This is a genomic window from Microbacterium sp. NPDC056736, from assembly GCF_042790415.1.
GTDB lineage: Bacteria > Actinomycetota > Actinomycetes > Actinomycetales > Microbacteriaceae > Microbacterium.
The window spans coordinates 121,778-146,897 of the sequence record NZ_JBHTZE010000008.1 but is presented as its reverse complement, the minus strand read 5'-3'; the positions used below and the strand labels follow the sequence as shown (position 1 = coordinate 146,897).

General features: G+C 71.3%; 23 protein-coding genes. 17 read left to right on the top strand and 6 right to left on the bottom strand.

The window, feature by feature from the left end:
- Positions 1-346: 346 nt before the first annotated feature.
- The 3 genes from ACFRAL_RS15675 (at position 347) to rplL (ending at position 2,687) form a co-directional block, all read left to right on the top strand.
- Positions 347-1,324: a hypothetical protein gene (locus ACFRAL_RS15675; RefSeq protein ID WP_378884631.1), complete on the top strand. Its 978-nt coding sequence runs from the start codon at positions 347-349 to the stop codon at positions 1,322-1,324.
- Positions 1,325-1,739: 415 nt separating this feature from the next.
- Positions 1,740-2,255 carry a 50S ribosomal protein L10 gene (gene rplJ, locus ACFRAL_RS15670; protein WP_194396148.1) on the top strand — a complete coding sequence of 172 codons (516 nt, stop codon included), beginning with the start codon at positions 1,740-1,742 and terminating at the stop codon, positions 2,253-2,255.
- 42 nt (positions 2,256-2,297) lie between these two features.
- Positions 2,298-2,687: a 50S ribosomal protein L7/L12 gene (gene rplL, locus ACFRAL_RS15665; protein WP_141883983.1), complete on the top strand. Its 390-nt coding sequence runs from the start codon at positions 2,298-2,300 to the stop codon at positions 2,685-2,687.
- A gap of 65 nt (positions 2,688-2,752) precedes the next feature.
- On the opposite strand, the gene ACFRAL_RS15660 is transcribed toward rplL, so the two are convergent.
- A complete protein-coding gene (locus ACFRAL_RS15660; RefSeq protein ID WP_378884627.1) occupies positions 2,753-3,802 on the bottom strand; it encodes a LacI family DNA-binding transcriptional regulator in 1,050 nt (349 codons plus the stop codon).
- 246 nt (positions 3,803-4,048) lie between these two features.
- Between ACFRAL_RS15660 and ACFRAL_RS15655 the strand changes: the two genes are divergently transcribed.
- The 3 genes from ACFRAL_RS15655 to ACFRAL_RS15645 all read left to right on the top strand — a co-directional run bounded on the left by ACFRAL_RS15655 (position 4,049) and on the right by ACFRAL_RS15645 (position 7,798).
- Positions 4,049-5,389, top strand: coding sequence for an ABC transporter substrate-binding protein (locus tag ACFRAL_RS15655; protein WP_378884625.1), 1,341 nt, complete (start codon positions 4,049-4,051; stop codon positions 5,387-5,389).
- A gap of 88 nt (positions 5,390-5,477) precedes the next feature.
- Positions 5,478-6,824 (top strand): sugar ABC transporter permease, encoded by a 1,347-nt coding sequence (locus ACFRAL_RS15650; protein ID WP_336394877.1) that lies wholly within the window; start codon positions 5,478-5,480, stop codon positions 6,822-6,824.
- Entirely contained in the window at positions 6,824-7,798 is a 975-nt protein-coding gene (locus ACFRAL_RS15645) for a carbohydrate ABC transporter permease (RefSeq protein WP_336394878.1), read from the top strand. The genes ACFRAL_RS15650 and ACFRAL_RS15645 overlap by 1 nt, the downstream gene beginning before the upstream one ends.
- A gap of 75 nt (positions 7,799-7,873) precedes the next feature.
- Here ACFRAL_RS15645 and ACFRAL_RS15640 read toward each other — a convergent pair whose 3' ends face one another.
- Together ACFRAL_RS15640 and ACFRAL_RS15635 are read right to left on the bottom strand one after the other, a co-directional pair.
- Positions 7,874-8,548 (bottom strand): DUF305 domain-containing protein, encoded by a 675-nt coding sequence (locus ACFRAL_RS15640; protein ID WP_378884620.1) that lies wholly within the window; start codon positions 8,546-8,548, stop codon positions 7,874-7,876.
- A gap of 9 nt (positions 8,549-8,557) precedes the next feature.
- Positions 8,558-9,268, bottom strand: coding sequence for a DUF3105 domain-containing protein (locus tag ACFRAL_RS15635; protein WP_336394880.1), 711 nt, complete (start codon positions 9,266-9,268; stop codon positions 8,558-8,560).
- Between the two features lie 367 nt (positions 9,269-9,635).
- On the opposite strand from ACFRAL_RS15635, the gene ACFRAL_RS15630 reads away from it, so the two are divergent.
- Positions 9,636-11,027, top strand: a complete 1,392-nt coding sequence (locus ACFRAL_RS15630) for a multidrug effflux MFS transporter (RefSeq protein ID WP_378884616.1) — start codon at positions 9,636-9,638, stop codon at positions 11,025-11,027.
- A gap of 10 nt (positions 11,028-11,037) precedes the next feature.
- Here ACFRAL_RS15630 and ACFRAL_RS15625 read toward each other — a convergent pair whose 3' ends face one another.
- Positions 11,038-11,538 carry a nitroreductase family deazaflavin-dependent oxidoreductase gene (locus ACFRAL_RS15625; RefSeq protein ID WP_336394882.1) on the bottom strand — a complete coding sequence of 167 codons (501 nt, stop codon included), beginning with the start codon at positions 11,536-11,538 and terminating at the stop codon, positions 11,038-11,040.
- Positions 11,539-11,644: 106 nt separating this feature from the next.
- Between ACFRAL_RS15625 and ACFRAL_RS15620 the strand changes: the two genes are divergently transcribed.
- Genes ACFRAL_RS15620 through ACFRAL_RS15610 form a run of 3 tightly spaced genes read left to right on the top strand, consistent with a single transcriptional unit; the run spans position 11,645 to position 14,977 of the window.
- The gene (locus ACFRAL_RS15620; protein ID WP_378884612.1) at positions 11,645-12,319 is read left to right on the top strand and encodes a phosphatase PAP2 family protein; all 675 of its coding nucleotides are present in this window, start codon (positions 11,645-11,647) and stop codon (positions 12,317-12,319) included.
- A 4-nt stretch (positions 12,320-12,323) separates the two neighbouring features.
- Positions 12,324-14,288, top strand: coding sequence for a helicase HerA-like domain-containing protein (locus ACFRAL_RS15615; RefSeq protein ID WP_378884609.1), 1,965 nt, complete (start codon positions 12,324-12,326; stop codon positions 14,286-14,288).
- 44 nt (positions 14,289-14,332) lie between these two features.
- On the top strand, positions 14,333-14,977 hold the full coding sequence (locus tag ACFRAL_RS15610; protein ID WP_378884606.1) for a DUF305 domain-containing protein: 645 nt from the start codon (positions 14,333-14,335) through the stop codon (positions 14,975-14,977).
- Between the two features lie 46 nt (positions 14,978-15,023).
- Here the strand turns inward: ACFRAL_RS15610 and ACFRAL_RS15605 are convergent, their stop codons facing one another.
- Both ACFRAL_RS15605 and ACFRAL_RS15600 read right to left on the bottom strand, forming a co-directional pair.
- Entirely contained in the window at positions 15,024-15,743 is a 720-nt protein-coding gene (locus tag ACFRAL_RS15605; RefSeq protein ID WP_378884603.1) for an IclR family transcriptional regulator, read from the bottom strand.
- Between the two features lie 23 nt (positions 15,744-15,766).
- The gene (locus ACFRAL_RS15600) at positions 15,767-17,206 is read right to left on the bottom strand and encodes an APC family permease (protein WP_378884600.1); all 1,440 of its coding nucleotides are present in this window, start codon (positions 17,204-17,206) and stop codon (positions 15,767-15,769) included.
- Between the two features lie 247 nt (positions 17,207-17,453).
- Here ACFRAL_RS15600 and ACFRAL_RS15595 point away from each other — a divergent pair, with 247 nt between their 5' ends.
- The 7 genes from ACFRAL_RS15595 to ACFRAL_RS15565 all read left to right on the top strand — a co-directional run bounded on the left by ACFRAL_RS15595 (position 17,454) and on the right by ACFRAL_RS15565 (position 25,116).
- Positions 17,454-18,296: a hypothetical protein gene (locus ACFRAL_RS15595; RefSeq protein WP_378884597.1), complete on the top strand. Its 843-nt coding sequence runs from the start codon at positions 17,454-17,456 to the stop codon at positions 18,294-18,296.
- 17 nt (positions 18,297-18,313) lie between these two features.
- Complete coding sequence (locus ACFRAL_RS15590) at positions 18,314-20,251, top strand: hypothetical protein (protein WP_378884594.1); 1,938 nt, start codon at positions 18,314-18,316, stop codon at positions 20,249-20,251.
- 74 nt (positions 20,252-20,325) lie between these two features.
- Positions 20,326-21,012: a DUF305 domain-containing protein gene (locus tag ACFRAL_RS15585; RefSeq protein WP_378884592.1), complete on the top strand. Its 687-nt coding sequence runs from the start codon at positions 20,326-20,328 to the stop codon at positions 21,010-21,012.
- Positions 21,009-21,578, top strand: coding sequence for a signal peptidase I (lepB, locus tag ACFRAL_RS15580; protein WP_378884589.1), 570 nt, complete (start codon positions 21,009-21,011; stop codon positions 21,576-21,578). The genes ACFRAL_RS15585 and lepB overlap by 4 nt, the downstream gene beginning before the upstream one ends.
- A gap of 133 nt (positions 21,579-21,711) precedes the next feature.
- Entirely contained in the window at positions 21,712-24,168 is a 2,457-nt protein-coding gene (locus ACFRAL_RS15575; protein WP_378884586.1) for an FdhF/YdeP family oxidoreductase, read from the top strand.
- A 28-nt stretch (positions 24,169-24,196) separates the two neighbouring features.
- Positions 24,197-24,676: a MogA/MoaB family molybdenum cofactor biosynthesis protein gene (locus ACFRAL_RS15570; RefSeq protein ID WP_336394893.1), complete on the top strand. Its 480-nt coding sequence runs from the start codon at positions 24,197-24,199 to the stop codon at positions 24,674-24,676.
- Positions 24,676-25,116 carry a molybdenum cofactor biosynthesis protein MoaE gene (locus ACFRAL_RS15565; RefSeq protein ID WP_378884582.1) on the top strand — a complete coding sequence of 147 codons (441 nt, stop codon included), beginning with the start codon at positions 24,676-24,678 and terminating at the stop codon, positions 25,114-25,116. Before ACFRAL_RS15570 ends, ACFRAL_RS15565 begins: the two co-directional genes overlap by 1 nt.
- Positions 25,117-25,120: the final 4 nt, after the last annotated feature.

The following is a 25,120-nucleotide window of genomic DNA, read 5'->3' as shown; positions in this document are numbered from 1 at the left end:
CCCTCCCTCCCTCCCTCCCTCCCTCCCTCCCTCCCTCCCTCCCTCCCTCCCTCCCTCCCTCCCTCTTTGTGCCGACATCGCGGTTTCTCGCCGAACCGACACGTTCTCGGCGCCGAGGACGTGGTCACTCGCCGACGACGTGCGAACTCGGCGCACGTGTGCCGGCGACGCGGCAGCCCAGGAGTGCTGATCCCGAGCCCGGGAGCCTCTCCTCCCCAGCATCGGACGAGCCGGCGTTCCGCTCGTCGGACCCACAGAAGGGAGCGGGCGACGACTTCTCGCGGCCGGCGTCTGGGACGTTGCTCGGATGCCCCGTCACATCGGTTTCGACGACGCGCGACGCGCCGTGCTCACCCGCGAGCTGCTCGACCGCAATCGCTGGGGTGATCGAGACGTCAGGAGAGCGCTGGCGAACGGAACGCTCATCCGGCTGCACCGCAACTGCTATGTCCTCGAGGCCGACTGGGCGGACCTCTGGCCCGAATCGCGGCATCGGGTCGAGGTGGCCGCGGCTTTCGGTGAGATGCGTGGCGGCGGTGGCGTCGCATGCCGCGAGTCGAGTGCGGTGCTGTGGGAGCTCCCGCTTCACCGCCACGTCCCTCGCGCCGTCCACGTGACCCTTCCGGGTGGCAAGCACGTCTCCAGCCGAACCGGTCTCCGACGTCATCTGGAGGCGCTGCCGGCGGACGATGTGACAGAGCGGCACGGCATCCGCACGACGACGCTCGACAGGACGGTGTTCGACCTCGTCCGCTCGGTCGGGTTGGAGACCGCCGTCGCCGCAGCCGACGCCGCGCTGCGCCAGGTCGCGTTCCGCGACCGCGCGTATGACGAGGACGCGGCAGAGGATTGGCGGGAGCGCATGCGCGTGCGAGTGGCGCGAGCGAAAGGCAAGCGCGGGGTCAGGCAGGCCGGGACGGTGGTCGAGATGGCGGATGGACGCGCCGAGTCGCCCGCCGAGAGCGTTGCACGAGTTCTGCTGCACGGGCTCGGCTTCGAGCGGGTCCGGCTGCAGGTGCCGGTGGCCGGGCCGGAGGGTCAGGACTATCGCGTGGATGCCGAGATCGAGGAGGCGAGGACCTTTCTCGAGGTGGACGGCATGGGGAAGTACGAGGATGAGGCGTTGAGGTCGGGGCGCACGCTCCAGCAGGTGCTCCTCGACGAGAAGCGGCGCGAGGACTGGATCCGCGGCACGACCCAAGCAGCGTTTCGTCCGCGTAGAGGACAAGCACCTGCGCACCGCCCAGTCGCTCGCGGAGCGCCTCACGGCATTCGGCATCCGCCTGCCGTAGCCGTCGCCGTGCCGGAACATCGTGCCGAGTAACCGCGATCTCGGCGAGCAACCATGTTCTGGGCGCCGACAACGTGGTCTCTCGCCGAGATACCGCGATGTCGGCGGAGGGTTGGGGAGTGTTGGGGGGAGGAAGGCCACCGGGCAGGAGGGGGCCCGGGGGACCGGGCGGCCGGGGGAGGGGCGTCGATTTGGCGGAGGGGGCGGCATCGCGTACCCTTGGGGAAGCCGAAGACCGCCGGTCATCGACGTGCGTGTAAGCGTACGAGATCGAAGCACTGCGAATGCAGGGGCCCGCGCAGGTGTCACGAACGATTCTCCTGGATCCAGGATTCTGCTCCGTGCGCTTGCGCCGGAGCTTTTTTCATTCCCGTGACGAGACCAGATGACGGATGCCTCCGGCCGGCGCCCGCCACCGCGGAGCGTCTCGTACACACAAGGAGTGGCCATGGCGCAGAAGGAAGCATCGGTCGCCGAGCTCACGAAGCACTTCGAGGACTCGACCGCCGTTCTGCTGACCGAGTACCGCGGTCTGACGGTTGCGCAGCTCAAGGAGCTGCGCAACAGCATCCGTCAGGACGCGGAGTACGCCGTGGTGAAGAACACGCTGACCAAGATCGCCGCGAACAACGCGGGGATCACGTCGCTGGACGACGACCTCAAGGGTCCGTCGGCCGTGGCGTTCGTGCACGGTGACCCGGTCGCCGTCGCGAAGGGTCTGCGCGCCTTCGCCAAGGCACACCCTCTTCTCGTGATCAAGGGCGGTTTCTTCGACGGAAACCCCCTGAGCGCGGACGAGGTCAACAAGCTCGCCGACCTCGAGAGCCGTGAAGTCCTGCTGGCGAAGCTCGCCGGCGCGATGAAGGCCTCGATGACGAAGGCGGCCTACGTCTTCAACGCACTGCCGTCGAAGGCCGTTCGCACGGTCGACGCACTGCGCGAGAAGCAGGAGTCCGCGGCCTGAACGGGCCTCGGCTAAGCAAAACCACAATCAAGGAGAATCATCATGGCAAAGCTCAGCACTGAGGAGCTGCTCGACGCGTTCAAGGAGCTCACGCTCATCGAGCTCAGCGAGTTCGTCAAGGCGTTCGAGGAGACCTTCGACGTCACCGCCGCCGCCCCCGTGGCCGTGGCCGCTGCCGGCGCTCCCGCCGGTGGTGCCCCCGCCGAGGAGGCCGAGGAGAAGGACTCGTTCGACGTCATCCTCGAGGCCGCCGGCGACAAGAAGATCCAGGTCATCAAGGTCGTCCGCGAGCTGACCTCGCTCGGCCTCGGTGAGGCGAAGGCCGTCGTCGACGGTGCTCCCAAGGCCGTCCTCGAGGGCGCCAACAAGGAGACCGCCGAGAAGGCTCAGGCCGCCCTCCAGGAGGCCGGCGCGACGGTTACCCTCAAGTAATCTCGCTTCTGCGAATTCGAAGGCCCCGGATGCTGCGCATCCGGGGCCTTCGTCATGTCCGCCGATCAGGAGCCGCCCCACGGCGCCACGCCGATGACCGCCGACGCCTCGTCGTCGACGGGGGCGGTGGAGTTGCGGACCACGAGCGGTGACGACTCGTAGAGCCGGTGCGTCGGCGCGCCGGGGTCGTCGAGCTGCCACATGAGCAGCTGCACCGCGGCGCGGCCCTGCTGGTGGGGCCGCTGCTGCAGCGTCGTGAGCGAGAACATCTCGGCGTAGGCGTGGTCGTCGATGCCGACGACGCTGAGGCGCTCCGGCACGCGGATGCCGAGCCGGCGGGCGGCGATGATGGCGCCGACGGCCACCTCGTCGCACACTCCGACGATGGCGGTCGGCCGCGTGCGACGGTCGCCCAGCAGCTCGACCGCGGCGCCGTACCCGCCCGGCAGGGTGACCTCGGACGGCACATGGCGCATCCGGGTCTCCAGGCCCGCGTCGCACATCGCCGCCCGGTAGCCCTGGAGGCGACGGCCGTCCCCGAAGCTCGTGCGGCGGCCGTCCGGGTCGCCGCCGAGGAACGCGATCTCGCGGTGCCCGAGGCCGACGAGGTGATCGGTGGCGATGCGCGCCGCTGCCTGATCGTCGATCGTCACCGCGTTTGTGCCGATGTCGTAGCCGCCGACGGCGACGACCGGCTTGCCGAAGGCCACCAGACGCTCGAGCTCGTGCGCGCTCGGCTCGATGCCCACCGCGATCAGTCCGTCGAACCTCTTGCGCGCCAGGAAGTGCTCGAACATCTCGCGCCGGGCGGCCGACTCCGGCGGTGCGCCGTACAGCGCGAGGTCGTACCGCCGCTCCAGGAGGGCGTCCTGGATGCCCTCGAGCACCTGCGCGAAGAACCACCGGTCGAGTGAGGGCATGACCACGCCCACGGTCTGCGTGCGTCCGGTGACGAGGCTGACCGCGCTGGTGGTCGGCACGTAGCCCAGCGCCGCGGCGGCGTCCTGGACGCGCGCCCGCGTGGCCGCGGAGACGTAGCCCGAGCCGGTGAGCGCGCGCGAGGCCGTCGACTTCGACACGCCTGCCACCCGAGCCACGTCGGCGATGCCCGCCATCGGGGTCCTCCTCGTGCGTCCGGGGACATCACCGTCACCCGGAAATCTGGAACCGGTTCCAGGCCTCATTGTGCCGTGCAGGTGCGGACGGCACCACCCCCGATACGCAGGTTTACCGAGTTGTGACCGGGGGAGATTGTGCGCCCCGGCGGCATCCCCTAGCGTGATCATGGAATCGGTTCCCGATCTCTCACGTGCGGAGCCCGAGAGGCGCGGCTCCGCGAACTCAAGGAGGAGGCAGACACCATGACTGCACTGCGATCCCGCCGCGGACGCGGCTACATCGCACTGGGAGTGGCGACCATCGCGGCGCTGACGCTCGCCGGCTGCGCCGAAGGCGGTGACGAGGCCGGTGACGACGGCTCGGTCGAGGGGGAGACCGTCGAGATCGCAGGCGGCATCACCGGCTCGGAGGCGGAGAACCTCCAGAAGTCGTTCGACCAGTTCACCGAGGACACCGGCATCATCGTCGAGTACACCGGCGACAAGGGCTTCGAGGGCAACATCGTCACGAAGGTCGCGGGCGGATCCGCTCCCGACATCGCGATCGTGCCGCAGCCCGGTCTGCTCCGTTCGCTCATCGAGACCGGCGAGGTCCAGGAGGCCACCGAGGAGGTGTCGGCGAACGTCGACGAGTACTGGTCGGAGGACTGGAAGGAGTACGGCTCGCTGGACGGCACCTTCTACGCCGCTCCGATGCTGGCGAACCTGAAGGGCTACGTGTACTACTCGCCCGCCAGCTTCGAAGAGTGGGGCGTCGAGGTCCCGAAGACCTGGGACGAGCTGCTCGAGCTGACGCAGACGATCCGCGACGCCACCGGCGAGCCCCCGTGGTGCGCCGGCTTCTCGTCCGAGGCGGCGTCGGGCTGGCCGGGCACCGACTGGGTCGAGGACCTCGTCCTGCGCGGAGCGGGCCCGGACGTGTACGACAGCTGGGCCGCGGGCGACACGCCCTTCACCGACCCCGACATCGAGGCCGCGTTCGACGCCGTGGGCGAGATCCTGCTGAACCCGGAGTACGTCAACGCCGGATTCGGTGATGTCAAGAGCATCAACTCGACGGCGTTCGGCGACCCGATCGCGGCGGCCGTGGCCAACGGCACGTGCGCGCTCACGCACCAGGGTTCGTTCCTCACGGCGAACTTCCTCACCGCCCAGACGGCGGAGGGCGAGACGCCGACCATCGCCCCTGACGGCGACATCTACGCGTTCATCCTCCCCGGCATCGAGGAGGGCGAACTGGCGGTCGAGGGCGGCGGCGAGTTCGTGACGGCGTTCTCGGACGACGCCGCGACGCAGGCGGTGCTCGAGTACATGTCGACCCCGGAGTTCGCCGACGCGCGCGTCGAGCTCGGCGGCGCCATCTCGGCCAACACGGGCGCCGACCCGTCGCTGGCGTCGAGCGAGTTCCTGACCGAGGCGATGGAGATCGTGCAGGACCCGAACACGGTGTTCCGCTTCGACGCCTCCGACCTGATGCCGGCGACTGTCGGCTCGGGCTCCTTCTGGCGCGGCATGGTCGACTGGATCGACGGCAAGCCGACGTCGCAGGTCCTGGAAGACATCCAGGCAGGCTACGAGAACTGACGCACCGCACGTCGGTGCCGGGGTCCGCGCACGCGGTCCCGGCACCGGCGTGACGTCATCCGTCGGCGTCGACGGGGGAAGGCAGACCATGTCTCAGACCACAACATCGGCGGCGGATCAGGGGCAGACGATGCCCCCGCCTGCCGAGCGCGGCGGAAGGAAGCCGCCGTCGCAGAAGACGACCCGGCTCGTCGTCACGATCGGGCTCATCCTGATCGCGGCGCTGGTGGTCTTCCTGCTCCTCAGCCCTCCGAATCAGGACGCCAGGCCCGTCTCGCTGGGCATCTCGTTCAACTCGTTCTTCCAGTGGATCGGCAACCTGGGGCCGATCGCACAGATCCCCGTCATCGTGCTGATCTTCGGCGTGGTGGTCGCGATCCTGCTCGTGCTGATCGAGTACGCCCCGCGTGCGGGGCGCGGCTACTTCTGGCTGCGGCTCATCTCGTGCTTCGCGATCCCGTTCCTGGCGTTCATGATGCTGCGCCCGTACGAGGGCGCCGTCCTGTACGTGGTCCCCATCGCCCTCATCTCCGGCGGACTGCTGTTCTACGCCGACCACCGCGCGCGCGAAGGGTCCGGCTACCTGTACCAGCTGGTGCTCTTCATGGCGCCGGCCGCCATCCTGCTCCTGGTCGGCCTGGTGTATCCCACCATCTCGACGGTCATCCAGTCGTTCTACGACAAGAGCGGCGAGAACTTCGTCGGGATGGAGAACTACGTCTGGGCCTTCACGAATCCGCAGGGATTCTGGTCGATCATCAATACGCTCATCTGGGCGATCTTCGCCCCGGTGTTCTCGCTCATCGTCGGGCTCGCGTACGCGGCCTTCATGGAGCGCGCGCGCGGTGACCGTCTGCTGAAGATCCTCGTCTTCATGCCGTTCGCGTTCGCCGGGGTGAGCATGAGCATCATCTGGCGGTTCGTGTACGACTACCGCCAGGGCGAGCAGGTCGGCCTCCTCAACGCCATCGTCGTCGCCTTCGGCGGCGAGCCGGTCCGGTGGCTCGACATCTGGCCGCTGGTCAACACGTTCTGCCTGCTCTTCGTGTTCGTCTGGGCGCAGACGGGCTTCGCCATGGTGGTGCTGTCCGCCGCGATCAAGGCGGTCCCCGCCGAGCAGCTCGAGGCGGCCCAGCTGGACGGGACGTCGGCGTGGCAGCGCTTCATCAACGTCACGGTCCCCGGGATCCGCGGTGCGATCATCGTCGTGCTGACCACGATCACGATCGCCGCACTGAAGCTGTACGACATCGTCGCGGTGATGACCGGTGGCCGGTCGAACTCGACGGTCCTCGGCTTCGAGATGGTCAACCAGCAGCAGCGTTTCCAGAGCTACGGGCACTCGGCGGCGCTGGCGGTGCTCATCTTCCTCTTCGTCACGCCCCTGCTCGTCTACAACGTGATCCAGCTTCGCAAGCAGAGGGAGGTCCGCTGATGACCGCCGTCGAATCCGAGACGACGAGCTTCGACAGAGCGGCCGCGCGCAAGGTCGCACGCGAGACGCGTCGCAACGAGTCGCAGGCGCAGAAGCGGCTCACGTCGCCGCTGGCGACCGTGATCGCGGTGGCGATCGCCTTCCTGTGGACGATCCCGACCCTCGGCCTGCTCATCACGTCGTTCCGCCCCGGTGCGGACTCGGCAACGTCGGGCTGGTGGACGGTCTTCACGAACCCGGACTTCACGCTCGGCAACTACGAGGCCGCGCTGACGTCGGGGGGAACCGCGCTGACCCTGGGGGAGTCCTTCCTCAACTCCCTCGCGATCACCATCCCCGTCACGGTGTTCTCGCTCGCGATCGCCTCGCTGGCGGCCTACGCCTTCGCGTGGATGGACTTCAAGGGCCGCGGGTTCCTGTTCGTCGCAGTGTTCGCGCTGCAGATCGTGCCGATCCAGATGGCCCTGGTGCCACTGCTGACGCTGTTCTCGCGGGGACTGGAGATCGGCGACGTGATGATCTTCCCCGGCCTGGAGATGCGCGAGGTGGACCACAGCTTCGCGACGGTGTGGATCGCCCACACCATCTTCGCGATGCCGCTGGCCATCTTCCTGCTGCACAACTTCATCTCCGAGATCCCCTCGGATGTGATCGAGGCGGCTCGGGTGGACGGCGCAGGACACGGGCAGATCTTCTTCCGGATCATCCTCCCGCTGTCCACGCCCGCGCTGGCGTCCTTCGCCATCTTCGAGTTCATCTGGGTGTGGAACGACCTGCTCGTCGCGACGATCTTCGCGCCGACCTCGTCGCTGCCGATGACGCAGACGCTGAACTCCCTCTCGGGCTCGTGGGGCGATCAGTGGTTCCTGCTGTCGGCAGGAGCCTTCCTCGTGCTGATCGTGCCGCTCATCGTGTTCCTGGCCATGCAGCGCTTCTTCGTGCGAGGCCTCATGGCGGGTGCCACGAAGGGCTGACACAGCAGATCGACGGATGCCGCGGCCAGGCGCTGAGCGCCGGTCCGCGGCATCCGTCGTCCGAGGGTCGGTGTGTCAGGCGCTGCAGCCGAGGCGCCGCTGGATGGATTGCATCGCGTCGATCTCGGCCGTCTGGCCCGACTGGATCGTCCCGGCGACCTGCAGCGCGCGAGGGTCGCTCCCGAGCTCGAGGAGCGCCTCTGCCATCGGGATCGCGCCCTCGTGGTGCCGGATCATCAGCTCGAGGAAGAGGCAGTCCGCCTCCTGGCCGGTGGCGGTCCGGAGCGCGGTCAGCTCTTCGGCCGAAGCCATCCCCATGGCCGCCCGCGCCTCGTCCTCGGACATCGCCTCGCCCGTGCTCGAACCGTGGTCGTGGTCGACGGAGGATTCCGCCATCCACTGCATCATCGGGTCGCCGGTCTGGGGGAGCCCCCACTGCACGAGCCAGTCGTACATCTCGCCGCGCTGGCCGGCCTGGCCGGTCGCGATGTCGTACGACAGCACGCGCAGCTCGTCGTCCTCGGTCTTGCGGTAGATCTCCATCGCCATCTCGATCGCCTGGGCGTGGTGCACCTGCATGTCGCGCGAGAAACCGGCCTCGGGTGAGCTCGTCCCCGGGGCGGCGACGCTCTGCGCCGCGCCGAACGTCGAGAACCGGCCGACCGCGAAACCGAGCGCGGCGATCAGGACGAGCCCGACGACGATGACCACCCAGCGCCGGGGTGATCCGGTCGAGGCGTCGTCCGACACGACGGAACCCTACTGCTTGCCGGGGGCGTCGAACGCGCCGGTGCAGGCCGCGTTCGGCTCGGGGGCGTTGGTGCTGCGCCAGTACGCGCGGACGAACTCCTCGATGCGCTCGTCGTCGGCGGCGTCGACCTTGAGCTGGGCGTTCCACGCGCTGACGGCGATCGGGGTGTCCATGCCCTCGTAGGGCGAGAGCACCGTGTAGGTGGAGGGCAGCTGCGCCTCGAGCGCCGCGATGTCGTCGTCCGAGACCTGGGCGGGGTCGTAGGTGACCCACACCGCGCCGTGCTCCAGCGAGTGGACGGCGTTCTCGTTCGGCACCGGCTCGGTGTAGACGCCGCAGTTCAGCCAGATCGCGTTGTGGTCGCCGCCGGCCGGAGGGGTCTGCTCGTAGTCGACGGTCGTGTCGACGTGGTTGGCGGTGTTCTCGAACGTCTCGAGACCCTCGATGCCGCTGCCGTCGCTGTCGCCGCGGTCGTAGGTCGGAGGGGCCGCGGGGGCGAACACGATCGACGCGACGATCGCGGCCACCACCAGCAGCGCGGCCGCCGAGCCGACGATCCACCAGACGAGCCGGCTGCGGCGTCGCTTGGCGAGCTGCCGCTGGTACTCCGCGAGCTTCTCCTGGCGCTTCTGCTCGCGCTGCTGCTTGACCGTGAGGTCGATCTGGGCCTGCGTTGCCGGGTTGCCGCTCTTGCGCTTGTCGGCCTGGGACGGGGTCATGCTCGTGATCTCTGCCAATCGATGAACAGCGGTCGGGGCGCCCGGCCCACGCCGTTCGGCGGGAGGCTGACGGGTTGCCCTCATCCTATGCGAGCGAATGAGCCCTGCCCTGAGAAGGGCCCGACAGCCGGGACCTGTCCCGGCGCCCTCCGGGAGAGCGCTTGCGAGCGGGGCGGGACCATCCGGTAACATGGTGCTCGAATCGATTCGACCTTGACGGTCTCCCGCACGAGCAGCGACGCCGATCGGCAGCGTCGGACGACTCGCGCCCGCTCCCTCCGCACCCGCACGCCCTCCCGGCGCACGGCCCGTGCGATCGCTTTCCCCGCCTCGCTCCTGACGGCCTTGCCACGAAACGAAGTCCCTGTTGCTCGATACCGCATCCATCCCCGTCCAGCGGCGCGAAGACCGCGTCCCCGCCGAGCCCCGGCCCGAAGACCAGGGCCGCGCCGCCCTCCCCCCGAAGCCCCACGCGACGTCGACGGGCGCCATCCGCACCCTCGGCAGCAATCCGGCGACCGCGCCCATCGTGCTGCACCCGGGCGACTCGATCCCGCACCGCCGCCGGGTGCTCTACATCGTCCTGCTCGGCGCGCTGACGGCGCTGGGTCCGTTCACGATCGACCTGTACCTGCCGGCGTTCCCGGTGCTCGAGGCGGACTTCGACACCACCGCGGCAGCCATCCAGCTGACCCTCACCGGCACCATGATCGGCTTCGCTCTGGGTCAGCTCATCGTCGGCCCGCTCAGCGACAAGGTGGGCCGTCGCGTGCCGCTCCTCGCGGTCACCGCCCTCCATGTGCTGGCCAGCACCGCCGCCGCCTTCGCGCCCACGCTCGAGCTGCTGTCCGTGGCACGCGTGCTGCAGGGAGCGGGGGCGGCCGCCGGCGGCGTGGTCGCGGCAGCGATCGTGCGCGACCTTTTCGGCGGCCGGCGTCTGGTCGTCATGCTCTCCCGGCTGGCGCTCGTCTCGGGTGTCGCGCCGGTGCTCGCGCCGCTGGTCGGTTCCGCGCTCCTGGCCGTCATGCCCTGGCGCGGCATCTTCGTCGTGCTGGCCGTCTACGGGGCCGTGATGCTGGTCTCGGCGATGATCTTCCTCCCCGAGACGCTTCCGCCGGCGCGCCGGCACGAGAGGGGCGCGACGACCGTGTGGCAGCGGTATCGCAGCGTCTTCAGCGACCGCGTGTTCATCGGCGTGCTCATCATCGGCGGAATGACCTTCTCCGGCCTCTTCTCGTACCTGTCGAGCTCATCGTTCCTGTTCCAGCAGGAGTACGGCTTCAACGCCCAGCAGTACGGCCTGCTCTTCGCCGCCAACTCGCTCGGCGTCGTGGTCGGCGTCCAGACGGCGTCGCGCCTGGCCGCGCGCTTCGGCCCGCAGTGGGTCATGGCGTGGTCGACCGCCGTGCTCGCGGTCTCGGCATCCGCCATCATCATCACCGACCAGCTCGGCCTCGGCATCTGGGGCACGATCATCCCGCTGTTCGTGTTCATGACCGGCTGCGGATTCACCTTCCCCTGCGTGCAGGTGCTGGCGCTCGACCGGCACGGCAAGGCGGCGGGCACGGCCCAGTCGATCATCGGCGCCACGAACTTCGGCGTGGCCGGGATCATCTCGCCGCTCGTGGGGTGGCTCGCGGCGGATGCCGGCATCACCGCGACCACCATGGCGTCCGTCATGGTCGGATGCTCCGTCGTGGGTGTGCTCGCGCTGTGGCTGATCGTGCGCCCGCGCACGGTGGAGCGGCTCGCGCCCTGAGCCGACCGGTTCAGGGCGCGGGCGGTCGCACCGGCTGCAGGACGAACAGCCGCACCGTGCGCCCGGACTCGCGCTCGTAGTCGCGGTAGCCCGGCCACTGGCGCTGGATGAGGGACCAGGCGGCCTCGCGTTCGCCGGCGGGGATGAGTGCGGCGCGGACCGCCATGCGCCGTCCGCGCACGGTGATCGCGGCGTCAGGGTGCGCGAGCAGGTTCCCGGTCCACGCAGGATGCCGCGCCCCCGCGAAGTTGGTTCCGGCCACGATCGCCCGCCCGCGCCCGTCGGGGGTGTACATGAGGGGCACGTCCCGCGGCTCACCCGACATGGCGCCGACCGTGTGGAGCACGAGCGAGGGGACGAGCAGCGCGCTCAGCTGCACGCGGCCGTGCGTCGCGCGGGCGATCGCCCGTTCGATCGGCGGGAGCAGCGTCGGGCCGATGATGCGCCTGAACAGGCGCGTGCGGGTGAGCGGCGCGACGACCGCCCGTACGACGTCGACGACGCGGGTCATGCCACCTCCGTCCCGCCGCGGCGCGGATCGAGTCCGAACCATAGCATCCGCGTGGCGATCACGGCGAGAGGGTGACCGCGGTCGTGCCGCGCGGCAGAATGGGGCGATGACGACATCGGCGGAGCGGCGGGTCGCGGTACCGGTGGTCGCCTTCCTGATCGTGGGCGGAGGCCTCGCGCTGCTCGCGTGCCTGCTCGGATGGTGGGTCTTCAGCAGGGGCGACGAGCCGTTCGCGATCGACCTCGGGTGGAACGCCTTGGTGGCCGCCATGTTCAACCCGGTGTTCAGCGCCTTCTCGTACTTCATGGACTGGGTCGGCGGCGGGTGGGTCGCCGTCCTCGCGGTGCCCATCGGCGGCGCCCTCGTGCTCGTCCTGCTGCGGCGGCCGTGGGCGGCCGTGTACTTCCTCGCGGCGGAGGCGGTGTCGGCCGGCGGCGTCCAGGTGCTCAAGCACCTGTTCGGACGCGTCCGTCCCGAGGACATCGTCGTGGTCGCCGACTACGGCTCGTACCCGTCCGGGCATGTCGCCAACGCCGCAACGATCGCCGTCGCCGCCTACGTCATCTTCCCGCGGGTGTGGGTGGCGATCGTCGGCGGGGTGTGGATCATCCTGATGGCGTTCAGCCGCACGTATCTGCACGCGCACTGGCTGAGTGACACCGTCGGCGGAGCCCTGATCGGCGCGGGCGCCGCCCTCCTCGTGGCGGCCGCGTTCGCGGTCCCGATGGCGAAGGAGCGGGAGAAACTCGATGTCCGGGCGAAACGCGCGTCGATAGGCTGAGCGGATGACCGCCGCCGACGCGCCAGACCCGCCCGCGACCGCACCCTCGACCGACCCGGCCGTCGCCGCCGCGGAGGCCGACTTGGCTCGCCTGCGGGCGGAAGCGGAGGCGGCCGAGGCGAACCTCAAGGCCGCGCAGGCCAAGGCCGCGCTCGCCGCCGCCGAAGCGGCCGCCGCGAAGGCCCGCGTCGCGGGAGAGCCCGCCGCGCCGTCGGCCCCGACGGTCGACGCGACACCCGCACCTTCCGCAGCCCCGCCGCCCCTGGTCCCGGAGCCGCAGACCCCGGCGCCCGCCGCCGGTACGGACCTGCCGCACACGCCCGCCGGCCCGCTCGACGCGGACGAGGTCCGCGACATCGCCGAAGGATACGGATTCGAGGGCGCCACGCTCGACCTCGGCGCGCTGGTCAACGGCGAGCCGGTGCCGGACGCCCAGGTCCGCATCCCGCTGGGGATGATGAACCGGCACGGCCTGATCGCCGGCGCCACCGGAACCGGCAAGACGCGCACCCTGCAGGGGCTCGCCGAGCAGCTCGCCGCCAAGGGGGTCCCCGTCTTCGCCGCGGACATCAAGGGCGACCTGTCGGGGGTGGCGACGCCCGGTGAGCCGAGCGAGAAGCTGCTGGCGCGCACCCGGGGGATCGCGCAGGACTGGAAGCCCGAGGCATCCGTCACCGAGTACTTCGCCCTGGGCGGCATCGGCAAGGGCGTGCCCGTGCGGGCGACGGTGTCCGGCTTCGGGCCCCTGCTGCTCAGCAAGGTGCTGGGGCTCAACGCCACGCAGGAATCGAGCCTGGGCCTGGTGTTCCACTACGCCGACGCGAACGGCCTGGCGCTGGTCGACCTGGCCGACCTCCGGGCCGTGCTCACGCACCTCACGAGCGACGAGGGCAAGGCCGAGCTCAAGGAGCTGGGTGGATTGTCGGCGGCGACGGCCGGTGTGATCCTGCGCGAGCTGATCACGTTCGCGGATGCCGGAGCCGACGTCTTCTTCGGCGAACCCGAGTTCGAGGTGGCCGACTTCATCCGCACGGCGCCCGACGGGCGGGGCGTCATCAGCCTGCTCGAGGTCCCGGGCGTGATCGACAAGCCCGAGCTGTTCTCGACCTTCCTGATGTACCTGCTGGCCGAGCTGTTCGAGATTCTGCCCGAGGTGGGGGATCCCGACAAGCCCGAGCTGGTCTTCTTCTTCGACGAGGCGCACCTGCTCTTCACGGACGCCTCGAAGGACTTCCTCGCGGCGATCGTGCAGACCGTGCGCCTCATCCGCTCGAAGGGCGTCGGCGTCTTCTTCGTGACGCAGACGCCCAAGGATGTGCCGTCCGACGTGCTCGCCCAGCTCGGCTCGCGCGTGCAGCACGCGCTGCGTGCCTTCACCCCCGACGACGCCAAGGCCCTGCGCGCGACCGTCGGCACGTACCCGACGTCGGGTTACGACCTCGAGCGCGTGCTGCAGGAGCTCGGCACCGGCGAGGCGATCGTCACGGTGATGAGCGAGAAGGGAGCACCCACACCGGTCGCCTGGACGCGGCTGCGCGCACCGCAGGGACTCATGTCGCCGACCCCCGACCCCGCGATCGAGGCGGCGGTGAAGGCGTCGCCGCTCCTGGCGAAGTACGGCACGGCGATCGACCGCGAGTCCGCGCGCGAGATCCTCACCGCCAAGATGCGGGCGGCCGACGAAGCCGCCGCCGCGGAGGAGGCGGCCCTCGCGAAGGCCAAGGCGGACGCCGAGTACGCGAAGCAGAAGGCGGCGATCGACAAGCAGCAGGCGGCGGCCGAGAAGAAGGCGCGGCAGGAGTACGAGCGCCTGCTCAAGAAGACCGCCGGCACCACGCGCACCACGCGCACCACGCGCGCGTCGCGCTCGTCGTCGAAGTCCCCGCTGGAGCAGATCCTCGACTCCAAGTCCACGCAGACGATACTGGGTGGGGTGATCCGCGGGATCTTCGGCACCGGCAGGCGCTGAGGCATCCGACCCGAACCGGATCCTCGCCGTTCCGGAGGTCTCGCGTGCGCCGCAGAGCAGTCGTCGTCGTCGCGCTGACGCTCGCCCTGGCGACGGCGGCCGCGGGCGTCGCGCTGGCCGTGGCGGCAGGGGCGCCTTCGGCGAGGAAGACGGATGCCGCGCCCTCGCCCAGCCGGACACCGTCGGCCGGCGCGCACGAGGTCACCCCCGACGACTACTGCTACGTCGAGGCGATGATCTACTACCGCGTCGAGGAGTCCGAGCTGGCCGCGACGCTGCTGCGCAAGGACGGGATCGACGCCGGTGCCCTGGGGTTCGCCGGTGGCATCGCGGCGCGCGACGCCGACGAGCTCGACCGGCTTCGCGAGTGGTACCTCTCGTGGGCGGACGCACGCCCGGTCGAGCCGCCGAAGGACGGCCCCTGCGGTGGTCACGGCGCCGACCACGCGCAGATGCCCGGCATGCCGACGTGGAGCACGGTGCAGGGATTCGTCGACGCGCAGCATCCCGACGCCGAACGCCGGTTCGCCGAGATCCTGCGCGATCAGAACGCCGGCATGGTGGCACTCATCGGGCTCATCCTCGACGGCGACCCGCACCCGGCCGTCGCGGAGTCGGCCGACGTGGTGCTGAGGCAGGCGCGCGCCGACCAGGAGACGCTGCGCGGGATCCTCGACGCGGCGCCCTGAGCGCGGGCGGCGGGGCGGGGCATTCGTCGCCCTCTCCCGCCGCGGGTCACCAGCCGCTGAGGGAGCCCAGCGGAGCGAGGGCGCGCGCCGCGTCGCGCAATGCTCCGACGTGGCGCGCCGCGACGGAGAGCCGCCCGATCGCCGTCGACAGGGTCACGGCGCCGACGGGGCGGGCGGCGTGGTCGTGGATGGGCACCGCGAGGCACCCGCGGTCGGGTGCGAGGAGCGCGCCCTGCTCGGTGTACCCGCGCACGGCGTAGGCCTCACGGATCGCTCGGACGTCCTCGGTCGGTGCGCCGCTGCCCCAGCTCGGGGCCTGCGGCATGCGGCGGTCGGGGTGGGCGACGAGCCACAGGTGCCCGATCGCCGAGCGCAGCGGATCGCCGAGCAGGGCGTCGCGGTCGGAGAGGGGGCGTGTGCCGTCCTCGTCGAGCACCACCAGGCCGGTCCGGTGGAAGGCGAACAGGTGCACCGCCTCGCCGGTCTCGGCGCGCAGCCGGTCCACCACGTCCGCGTGGTCGGGTCGGGAGCGGGCTCCGACGACAGCCGCGAGCTCGAGCACGCGGGTGCCGAGGACGAAGCCGGAGAAGTCGGCACGGCGCACCAGGTACTCGTCGCGCACCAGCGCGTTGACGACGCGGTACACGGTGGCCCGCGGCGCGCCGACCGCGCGGGCGATCTCGGCGGCCGAGGCGCCGTGATGGTCGCGCGCGACCTGCTCGAGGATCTCGAGCGCGAGTCCCAGGCCCCTCTCCGGCAACGGCATGTCGCGCGGGAGACCCGCCCCGCTCACCTCCGCGCCGACCCGTCGATCGTGTCTGCGTCGACCGGCCAGTCGTGCACGCCGATGCGGGCCGCCACCGCGGGGTTGCGCAGCAGGCGCACGGTGCCGGCGCCCACGACGGCGGCGAGGATGCCCGCCGCCCACAGGAGGCCCGCGGGGTTCTCGCGCATCGTCACGCCGACGTAGAACGCGAGCACGCACAGCAGACCTGCGAGCGGCACCGTGCTCACGACCACCGCCCGGGCGGTGAGCTCCCCGATCCGCCCGAGGAAGACGGGCGCGGCCGCGCACACCAGGGCGTACGCCAGCACGAAACCGAGGATCGAGGCCGGCGAGGTGACGACGCGCATGTCCTGACGGCTGCCGCCCGCGGCGAGCACCGCCACCGGGACGGCGGTGACCGTCGCCGCGAGGATCAGCCCGCCGATCGCGGGCACCCCGCGCCGGGACACGTGCCCGAGCGCGGCGGGGAGCAGCCCCTCGCGGCTCATGGCGAACGCGAGGCGGGTCGCGGCGGTGGTCATCGCGAGCGCGCAGGCGAGGAACGAGACCGCGACGATGACATCGATGAGGTGCGCGAACCCGGTCACGGCGGCGAGGGATGCCGCACCCGGCTGCTCGGCGACGATGGACAGCTGGGCAGCCGTGCCGACGAGCATGACCAGGCCGGTCGCACCGACGCTCCACATCACCGCGCGCGGGACGGCGGCGAACGGACGCCGCGTCTCGGGACCCAGCGCGGCGCCGCTCTCGAATCCGACGAAGCCGATGAGCGAGAAGGCGACGCCGGTGATGATCGCCTCCATCGAGAAGTCGGCCGCGCGCGGGACCAGCAGGCCGACGTCCCAGCGGCTCACGCCCAGCGCCGCCACCGAGAGGCCCAGCACCGTCAGCACCGCGACGGATTCCAGCACGAGGAGGACGCGCGTGGACATGCGCAGGCCGCGCGCGACGACGAGGGCGATGACCGCGCCGAATCCGATGATGAGCGCGATCACCAGCAGCGGCGAGGCGGGACCGCCGCTGAGGAGATCGGCGAGTCGCTGCGAACCCGAAGCGAGCGTGTTCATCGCGACCGCCAGATAGCCGATGCCGAGGGCCGCCCCGGTCACGAGGCCGATATGGGGTCCCAGACCGCGCGCGGCGAAGGTGTAGAGCGCGCCGGTGCTCGCGATGCGCCGGGCGAAGATGCCGATGACGAGGCCGACGCCGACGACCAGGGTGATGGTGAGGGCGATGTCGAAGAACCCGAACGACCCGCTCCGCGCGAAGAGGGCGCCCGGGTGCACGAGCAGGACGCCGGCGGGTGCGGTCGCGGCGACCGACTGCGCGACGACGTCGACCGTGTGCGCGTGCCGCCGGCGCAGCCCCGCGAACGGCGAACTGCCGCCCAGATCCCGCCGCGGCCGAGCCTGCTCGATCGCGTCCGCGAGTGCACTGCTCACGCGTCCTCCTCCGCACCGGCCCGCCGCGACGCGGCTGCGCGCGAGGCTACCGCCCGTGCGTTGCCGGAAAGCGCGGAGTGTGTTTCGGCGCTGTGACACCGCCTGAGACATCCGCGGCGCCCGGCCGCCCCGTCGTCTCAGCATGATTTCGATCGGCGTTCGCCGCTCCACACCGCCGGGAAACGGCGCCGGCGAAGAATCGGCCCGACGCGGGTGCAGCCGCGTCTTCGCCATCGAAAGGACTCCTGTGACCGATACACAGCTCTCTCCTGACGGGGACTCGCCACCCCCGGAGCGGCAGCGCGCTCGCCGAGGCGGTGTGCTGACGCCGCGGGCGCTCGGCATCGGCTCCGCGGTCGCCGCCGCGGCAGCCGCCGTCGCCCTCGTCTTCGCCACGCAGACCGCCGTGCAGGCGACGTCGTCCCCCGAGACCCCGCCGGCCACCCCCATCGCCGCCGACAGCACCGATGAGGACGCGCCCGAGAAGGCGGCGGAGGTCGCCAAGCCCCCGGCGATCGCCGCCGCCTACGACGCTCTCACGGGAGCCGAGGTGGAGTACGTCCGCTTCCTCGGCGCCCAGGACGCGGCGTTCGCCGCCGGCGAGGACGTCTTCGGCGACGCCGGACTGCAGTTCCTGTCCACCGACGTCGCCGACCCGCAGGCGTACGCCGACGGGCAGCGGCGTCTGCTCTCGCTCTACTACGACTACGGCACGAACGAGACGGTGAGCATGATCGTCAACGCGACCACCGGTGCCGTCGAGTCGGTCGATCGCGCGTCGGGCACCCAGCCGGCGCCGACCGACGCCGAGACGGCGCTCGCGTGGGAGCTGCTGCTCGACTCGGAGGCGGCTCAGCCCGTCGTCGACGAGTTCGCGGCGCTCACAGGCGGCTCCGCGCTCACCCCGGCATCCGCCGAGGTCCTCCTCACCGCCCACTCCTTCGTGACGGATGCCGGATCCTTCGGCGCCGAATCGTGCGGCGTCGACCGGTGCGTGCAGGTGCTCGCCCAGGTCGACGGCGGGGCCTTCCTCACCACCAGCACGTTCGTCGTCAACCTCTCGACGCGTGCCGTCCTGTCCATCTCATGACCATGGAGACACTCCCGATGAAACGACCCACCCTTCGCCGGCTGCTCGGCGCGGGCACCGCGATGACCCTGCTCGCGGGCGGACTGGTGCTGTCGGCGCCCGCGGCCGCCTCGGCGCAGACCGTCACCGAGGCATCCTGCTCCGGCGACTCCCTCGTCTCGGAGACGCTCGAGGCCGGATCGAGCTGGCAGATGTGCTGGCGCCTGGACACCTACCGGGGCCTCGTGCTCGACAAGGTGGCCTACCAGCCGCGAGACGATGCGGCGCCGATCCTCGTGCTCGACTCGATCGCGCTCGCACAGCTGAACGTGCCCTATGACACCGGCGCGACCGAGTACAACGACGTCACCACCTATCAGGTCGGCGGCCGTCGCCTGCAGGCCATCGAAGCCGTCGACTGCCCGGTCGGCGAGGTGCGCACCTCGTGGGTCGACGCCACCCGCGGCGAGATCCCCGCGATCTGCATCGGCGAGGAGGACTCCGGCCTCGCGTACCGCTCGAACATCGCGCGGGATGCGCTGTACGCCGCGCAGGGCACCGACCTCGTGCTGCACACGGTGTCGCGCATCGGGTGGTACGAGTACCAGACCGAGTACCGCTTCCACGACGACGGCGAGATCTCGGTGCGCCTCGGCGCGACCGGCGACCTGTCGCCGAACGACTACGTCGACGTCGTCAACCAGGGCTGGCCGATCGCGCCGGGCCAGGAGGACTTCGCGGTCAACCACTACCACTCGGCGTTCTGGCGCGTGGACTTCGGCATCGACTCCGGCGCCGGCCAGGTGGTCGAGAAGTTCGCGACGACGCCGACCGGCGAGCACGGCACGACCGGCGACACCGGCCACACCGCGATCCTCGAGACGCAGGTCACGCAGGTCACGAACGAGACCAAGACGATGGGGGCCAACCGCGAGGCGTACCGGGTCGTGAACCCCGAGAGCCTCAACGCCGACGGACACGCCCGCTCGTACGAGATCATCGTGCCGCGCGACCAGGCGTACAACCTGAACCCCGAGACGGACTTCGACATCGCCTTCACGGCCGCCAAGTCCGACGAGATCCACGCCAGCTACAACCTGATCCCGTCGAAGGCGGGGCAGATGGTCACCGACTACATCGCCGACGGCGAGACGCTCGAGGACCCGGTGGCGTGGGTGAACGTGGGCTTCCACCACATCAACCGCGACGAGGACCAGAGCCCGATGCCGATCCACTGGCAGGGCTTCACCCTCTACCCGCGGGACTTCGCCGCACAGAACCCCAACATCCCCGAGGGCCGCAAGTGGGTCAACGGCGACATGCGGGGCGTCCCGAACCCGAACATCACCCCGACCCCGACGGCGTCGCCGACGCCGGCCCCCACGACGGAGCCCACCCCGACCCCGACGCCGACTCCGACCGACGCAGGCAACGGCAACGGCAACGGCAACGGCGGGAACGGCAACGGCGGGAACGGCAACGGCAACGGGAACGGCAACGGGAACGGCAACGGGAACGGCGGCGGCAGCGGCGGCGGTGACGCGGCGGCCCCGGCGGCGGCACCCGTCACCTTCGGCCAGCCCGAGGTCGCCCCGGGCGCGGCGCAGACCGCGTCGGCCGGCGGGTTCACCCCCGGCGAGACCGTCAGCGCCGTGATGCACTCCGACCCGGTCGACGTCGGCACGTTCGTCGCCGACAGCGAGGGAGAGGTGACCGTGCAGTTCGTCGTCCCGTCCGACACCCCGGCCGGCGAGCACACGCTCGTGCTGACGGGTCAGACGTCCTCGGCGGTGGCGCAGGGCACCTTCACAGTGGCATCCGCCTCGCCCTCGGCGGTCTTCGGAGCGCTCGCGACGACCGGCACCGACGCGAACCGCTGGGCCATGTCGGGCCTGGTGCTCCTGGTCGCCGGTGCGGGCCTCGCGGGCACCGCGTGGCACATGCGTCGCCAGCAGGGGCTGAGGGCGCAGGCCTGAACCCCGCCGCGGGGCGGTGCGCGCAGCGCGCCGCCCCGCTCGACGCACCCGACGTCCGACCCGAAAGGAATCCGATGCCCCATCGCATCGCGGCCACCGGGGTGGTTCTCGCCGTCTCCACCGCGCTCGTCGGCGGCGCCGCCGTCGCTCTCGGCATGACGGTTCCCGCGACGTCCGCGCCCCAGGCCGTCGCCTCCTCGGGGATGACGGATGCCGCGACCGCCGCCTACCCGACGGTGGTGGACCACTGCTACATCGAGGGCATGATCCCGCATCACGAGCAGGCGCTCGAGCTGAGCCGGCTCGTGCTCGACGCCGACGGCGTGAGGGATCGCACCCGGGCGCTCGCCGAGTTCATCGTCGCCGATCAGAGCGGCGAGATCCAGACGATGCGGGCATGGCAGGATGCCTGGCGACGGGCCCTCCCGACGGATCCGGAGCACACGGGCCACGGGGCGCACGCGGCGGCCGTCGCGCCGGGGGGAGGCATCCCGTCCGGCTGCGACGATCACGGTCACACGGAGATGAAGGGCATGGCCACCGTCGAGCAGCTCGCCGCCCTCGACGCCGCCGAGGGCGCCGCGGCCGACCGGATGTTCCTCGAGCTCATGATCGTCCATCACGAGGGCGCCCTCGTGATGGCGGAGCGTGTCGTGCGCGACGGCACGAATGCGTTCGCGCGCACCTCGGGCAAGCACGTGCTCATCGAGCAGGAACGCGAGGTCGCCGCCATGACGTCGCTGGTCGAAGGCCCGCCATGACCCTGACCGGCGCGCGCGCAGCGACCGTCCCCTCGGCGGAGTCGCCCGCCGCCCGGCGGGGCCGGCGCCCGCTGGCGTGGGCGTTCGCCGCCGCCGGGCCTGTCGCGGTCGCCGCCGTCCTGGCCGCGGGGCTCGGGGTCGCGACCGTGCAGAACGACTCCATGAGCCCGGCGCTGCGCGGCGGCGACACCGTGGTGTTCGACCGCTGGAGCGCACCCGCGCGCGGCGACGTCGTGCTGCTCGTCGATCGCGAAGGCTGGTCGGGTACGCCGGATGCGCTCCTGGTGAAGCGGGTCGTCGGTGTCGAGGGCGACGTGGTCGTCTGCTGCGAGGCCGGCACCGGGAGGCTCGTCGTCAACGGGAAGCCGGTCGACGAGCCTCACGCCCCGGCATCCCGCCCCGGCGGCGACATCCCCTTCCGTGTCGCCGTGCCGGAGGACGCCGTGTGGGTCATGGGCGACAACCGCGCCGCCTCCGCCGATTCGCGCCTGTCGGTGTCGGAGCCGGGGCACGGCAGCGTACCGCTCGCGGACCTTCGCGGCGTCGCGCGCCTCTGGTGGAGCTGAGCCCCGCGCCGCAGCGTGCCCGGGGCGCCGCGGCCGGCCGCGCGCCGCCGCGGCTTGGCCCGGCATCCGCTCTCCTTCCCGTTCAGCGGAGGAGGACGCGCCGGGGCGGCCCGGGGAGGCATAGCCTGGAGACATGGCGACGAAGCCCCCGAGAGCGGATATCGACGAGTCCCGCGTGCACGTCACACGACCGAAGAAGGTCGCCGTGGGCGTGCCGGCGGTGCTGCACGCCCTCGAGATGGCGACCGAGCAGATGGGCGTAACCCGCTCGGTCCAGACGCTGCTGCGCGTCAACCAGAAGGACGGCTTCGACTGCCCCGGGTGCGCCTGGCCGGAGGAGGACAGACGCCATGTCGCGGAGTTCTGCGAGAACGGCGCGAAGGCGGTCGCCGAGGAGGCGACGCTGCGGCGGGTCGGGCCGGAGTTCTTCGCGGAGCACTCCCTCGACGAGCTGCGCGGGCACGACGACTGGTGGCTCGGTCAGCAGGGGCGGCTGACGCACCCGATGGTGCGGGAGGAGGGCGCGACCCACTACCGCCCGATCTCGTGGGACGACGCGCTGCGGCTGATCGCCGACGAGCTGCGATCGCTCGAGGACCCCGACGAGGCGGTGTTCTACACCTCGGGCCGCACGTCGAACGAGGCCGCGTTCCTCTACCAGCTGCTGGTGCGCGGCATCGGGACCAACAACCTGCCGGACTGCTCGAACATGTGCCACGAGTCCAGCGGCTCGGCGCTCACCGAGACCATCGGGATCGGCAAGGGCACGGTGTCGATCGACGACATCCACGACGCCGACCTGCTCATCGTCGCGGGGCAGAACCCCGGCACAAACCATCCGCGCATGCTGTCGGCGCTCGAGAAGGCCAAGCAGCGCGGGGCGACGATCATCGCGGTGAACCCCCTCCCCGAGGCGGGCCTGATGCGCTTCGAGAATCCGCAGACGGTGCGCGGCGTCGCTTTCGGCGGCACGAAACTCGCCGACGAGTTCGTGCAGATCCGGCTCGGCGGCGACCAGGCGCTGTTCCAGGCGATCGGCAAGCACCTGCTCGAGGCGGAGGCGGCCGACGGCGGTGTGCTCGACCACGCATTCATCGCGGCGCACACGAGCGGTTTCGAGGCCTACCGTCAGGCGGTGGCGGATGCCCCGTGGCGAGAGCTCGTCGCCGCCACCGGGTTGCCCGAGAAGGCGCTGCGCCGCGTGGGCGAGGCGGTGCGCGCCTCCAAGGCCACCATCGTCTGCTGGGCGATGGGACTCACCCAGCACAAGCACTCCGTGCCGATGCTCCGCGACGTGGTGAACATGCTGCTGCTGCAGGGCAACATCGGACGCACCGGCGCCGGCGTGTGCCCCGTGCGGGGGCACTCCAACGTGCAGGGCGACCGCACGGTCGGCATCTACGAGAAGCCGTCCGCCGCCTTCCTCGACGCGCTCGACCAGGAGTTCGGCTTCGCCGCTCCGCGTGAGCACGGGTTCGACACGGTGGAGGCGATCCGGGCGATGCGCGACGGACGCGTCCGCTTCTTCATGGGCATGGGCGGCAACTTCGTGTCGGCCACGCCCGACACCGCCGTCGTCGAGGCGGGGATGGCGCGGGTGGGACTCACCGTGCAGGTGTCGACCAAGCTCAACCGCTCCCACGTCGTGACGGGGCGGAGGGCGCTCATCCTCCCCACCCTCGGGCGCACCGACCGGGACCGCCGCGGCGGTCGCGAGCAGCGCGTCACGGTGGAGGATTCCATGGGCGCCGTGCACGCCTCGCGCGGCCGGCTGGCGCCCCCCGCCGAGGACCTGCTCAGCGAGGTGGCGATCGTCTCGCGCCTGAGCGCGCTGGTGTTCGGTCCTGAGCCCGGCGCGACCGAGGAGGCGCCGGCCACTCTCGCGCCCGCGTCCGCGCACACGGGCGCCACCCGCCACGAGCGCGGCTATCCCGAGCGCACCCCGGCGGAGGAGAGCGACGGCACCGTCCCGGCAGCCGGGACCAGCGGCGGGCCGCACAACGTCCCGCAGGCGGACTGGGCCGCGCTCGAGGCCGACTACGCGTTGATCCGGGCCCACATCGAACGCGTCATCCCGGGGTTCGAGGACTACGAGGAGCGCATCGACAAGGGGCGCACGCTCCACCTTCCCAACGGCCCGCGCGACGCGCGCCGGTTCGCCACCGTCGACGGCAGGGCCCGGTTCACGGTCAACCCCCTCGTGTACCCGGTGATCCCGCGCGGACGCCTGCTGCTGCAGACGCTGCGCTCCCACGATCAGTACAACACGACGATCTACGGCAAGGACGACCGGTACCGCGGCATCCACGGCGGCCGCCGCGTCGTGCTGGTGAACGAGAAGGACATCGTGTCGCTCGGGTTCGCCGAGGACGACGTCGTCGACCTCGTCTCGGAGTGGACGCGGCCCGACGGGAGCATCGAGGAGCGTCGCGCCGAGGAGTTCCGCATCGTCGCGTACCGCACGCCCCGGGGGAACGCGGCCGCCTACTACCCCGAGACCAACGTCCTGGTGCCGCTCGACTCGGTCGCCGACGTCTCCGGCACCCCGACGTCGAAGTCCGTGGTCGTGCGCCTCGAGTCCCGCGCGTGAGGGCGCGGTGCATGCCTAGGCTGGGGGCATGACCCGAGCCGCCGTCATCTGCTTCTCCGACCGCTCGGCCGCAGGCACCCGACCCGACGAGAGCGGCCCGATCGCGGTCGCGGCGCTGCGGGAGGCCGGCTTCGACTGCGATGACGCGGTGATCGTGCCCGACGGCGCCGACAACGTCGAGCGGGCCCTGACCGCCGAGATCATGGCCGGCGTGAAGCTCGTCATCACGACGGGCGGCACCGGGGTGTCGCCGCGCGACCAGACGCCCGAGGGCACGGCGCGCGTGGTGACGCGCGAGCTCCCCGGCATCGCCGAGGAGCTGCGACGGCGCGGCGCGGCCGAGAAGCCGGCCGCCATCCTGACACGCGGCATCGCCGGTGCGGTCGACCCGCACGGCGCGCTCGTTGTGAACCTTCCGGGGTCGCCGGCGGCCGTGGCATCCGGCATGCCCGTCGTCGTGTCGGTGGCCCGTCACGTGCTGGACCAGCTCACCGGCGGAGATCACTGATGGCCGTCTCGACCGATGCGGTGCGGATCGCGGCGATCAGCGCCGAGCCGCTCGACGTCGACGCCCACCTGCGTGCGATCGACGACCCGCGGATGGGGGCGGTCACCACGTTCGTCGGTCGAGTCCGCGATCACGATCCGGATGCCGCAACCACGGTCGTCGCGCTCGAGTACTCGGCGCACCCCGATGCCGAGGCCGGGCTCAGGCGCCTGGCGACGGCCGCCGTCGGGTCGACCGAGGCGCTGGTGGCGGTGTCCCACCGCGTGGGGACGCTCCAGGTCGGCGACGCCGCCGTGGTGATCGCGGTCGCCTCCGCCCACCGGGCCACGGCGTTCGAGGTGTGCCGCACGCTGATCGAGACGATCAAGACCGACCTCCCCGTCTGGAAGAAGCAGGTCGAATCGGACGGCACCGCCACCTGGCTCGGCCTCGGCGGCTGATCCC

What these genes read in the sequence shown, in the direction of transcription:
- rplJ (WP_194396148.1), top strand. Translation starts at nt 1,740, where the DNA reads ATGGCGCAGAAGGAAGCATCGGTCGCCGAGCTCACGAAGCACTTCGAG.
- rplL (WP_141883983.1), top strand. Translation starts at nt 2,298, where the DNA reads ATGGCAAAGCTCAGCACTGAGGAGCTGCTCGACGCGTTCAAGGAGCTC.
- ACFRAL_RS15660 (WP_378884627.1), bottom strand. Translation starts at nt 3,802, where the DNA reads ATGGCGGGCATCGCCGACGTGGCTCGGGTGGCAGGCGTGTCGAAGTCG.
- ACFRAL_RS15655 (WP_378884625.1), top strand. Translation starts at nt 4,049, where the DNA reads ATGACTGCACTGCGATCCCGCCGCGGACGCGGCTACATCGCACTGGGA.
- ACFRAL_RS15650 (WP_336394877.1), top strand. Translation starts at nt 5,478, where the DNA reads ATGTCTCAGACCACAACATCGGCGGCGGATCAGGGGCAGACGATGCCC.
- ACFRAL_RS15645 (WP_336394878.1), top strand. Translation starts at nt 6,824, where the DNA reads ATGACCGCCGTCGAATCCGAGACGACGAGCTTCGACAGAGCGGCCGCG.
- ACFRAL_RS15635 (WP_336394880.1), bottom strand. Translation starts at nt 9,268, where the DNA reads ATGACCCCGTCCCAGGCCGACAAGCGCAAGAGCGGCAACCCGGCAACG.
- ACFRAL_RS15625 (WP_336394882.1), bottom strand. Translation starts at nt 11,538, where the DNA reads ATGACCCGCGTCGTCGACGTCGTACGGGCGGTCGTCGCGCCGCTCACC.
- ACFRAL_RS15620 (WP_378884612.1), top strand. Translation starts at nt 11,645, where the DNA reads ATGACGACATCGGCGGAGCGGCGGGTCGCGGTACCGGTGGTCGCCTTC.
- ACFRAL_RS15615 (WP_378884609.1), top strand. Translation starts at nt 12,324, where the DNA reads ATGACCGCCGCCGACGCGCCAGACCCGCCCGCGACCGCACCCTCGACC.
- ACFRAL_RS15605 (WP_378884603.1), bottom strand. Translation starts at nt 15,743, where the DNA reads ATGCCGTTGCCGGAGAGGGGCCTGGGACTCGCGCTCGAGATCCTCGAG.
- ACFRAL_RS15590 (WP_378884594.1), top strand. Translation starts at nt 18,314, where the DNA reads ATGAAACGACCCACCCTTCGCCGGCTGCTCGGCGCGGGCACCGCGATG.
- ACFRAL_RS15585 (WP_378884592.1), top strand. Translation starts at nt 20,326, where the DNA reads ATGCCCCATCGCATCGCGGCCACCGGGGTGGTTCTCGCCGTCTCCACC.
- lepB (WP_378884589.1), top strand. Translation starts at nt 21,009, where the DNA reads ATGACCCTGACCGGCGCGCGCGCAGCGACCGTCCCCTCGGCGGAGTCG.
- ACFRAL_RS15575 (WP_378884586.1), top strand. Translation starts at nt 21,712, where the DNA reads ATGGCGACGAAGCCCCCGAGAGCGGATATCGACGAGTCCCGCGTGCAC.
- ACFRAL_RS15570 (WP_336394893.1), top strand. Translation starts at nt 24,197, where the DNA reads ATGACCCGAGCCGCCGTCATCTGCTTCTCCGACCGCTCGGCCGCAGGC.
- ACFRAL_RS15565 (WP_378884582.1), top strand. Translation starts at nt 24,676, where the DNA reads ATGGCCGTCTCGACCGATGCGGTGCGGATCGCGGCGATCAGCGCCGAG.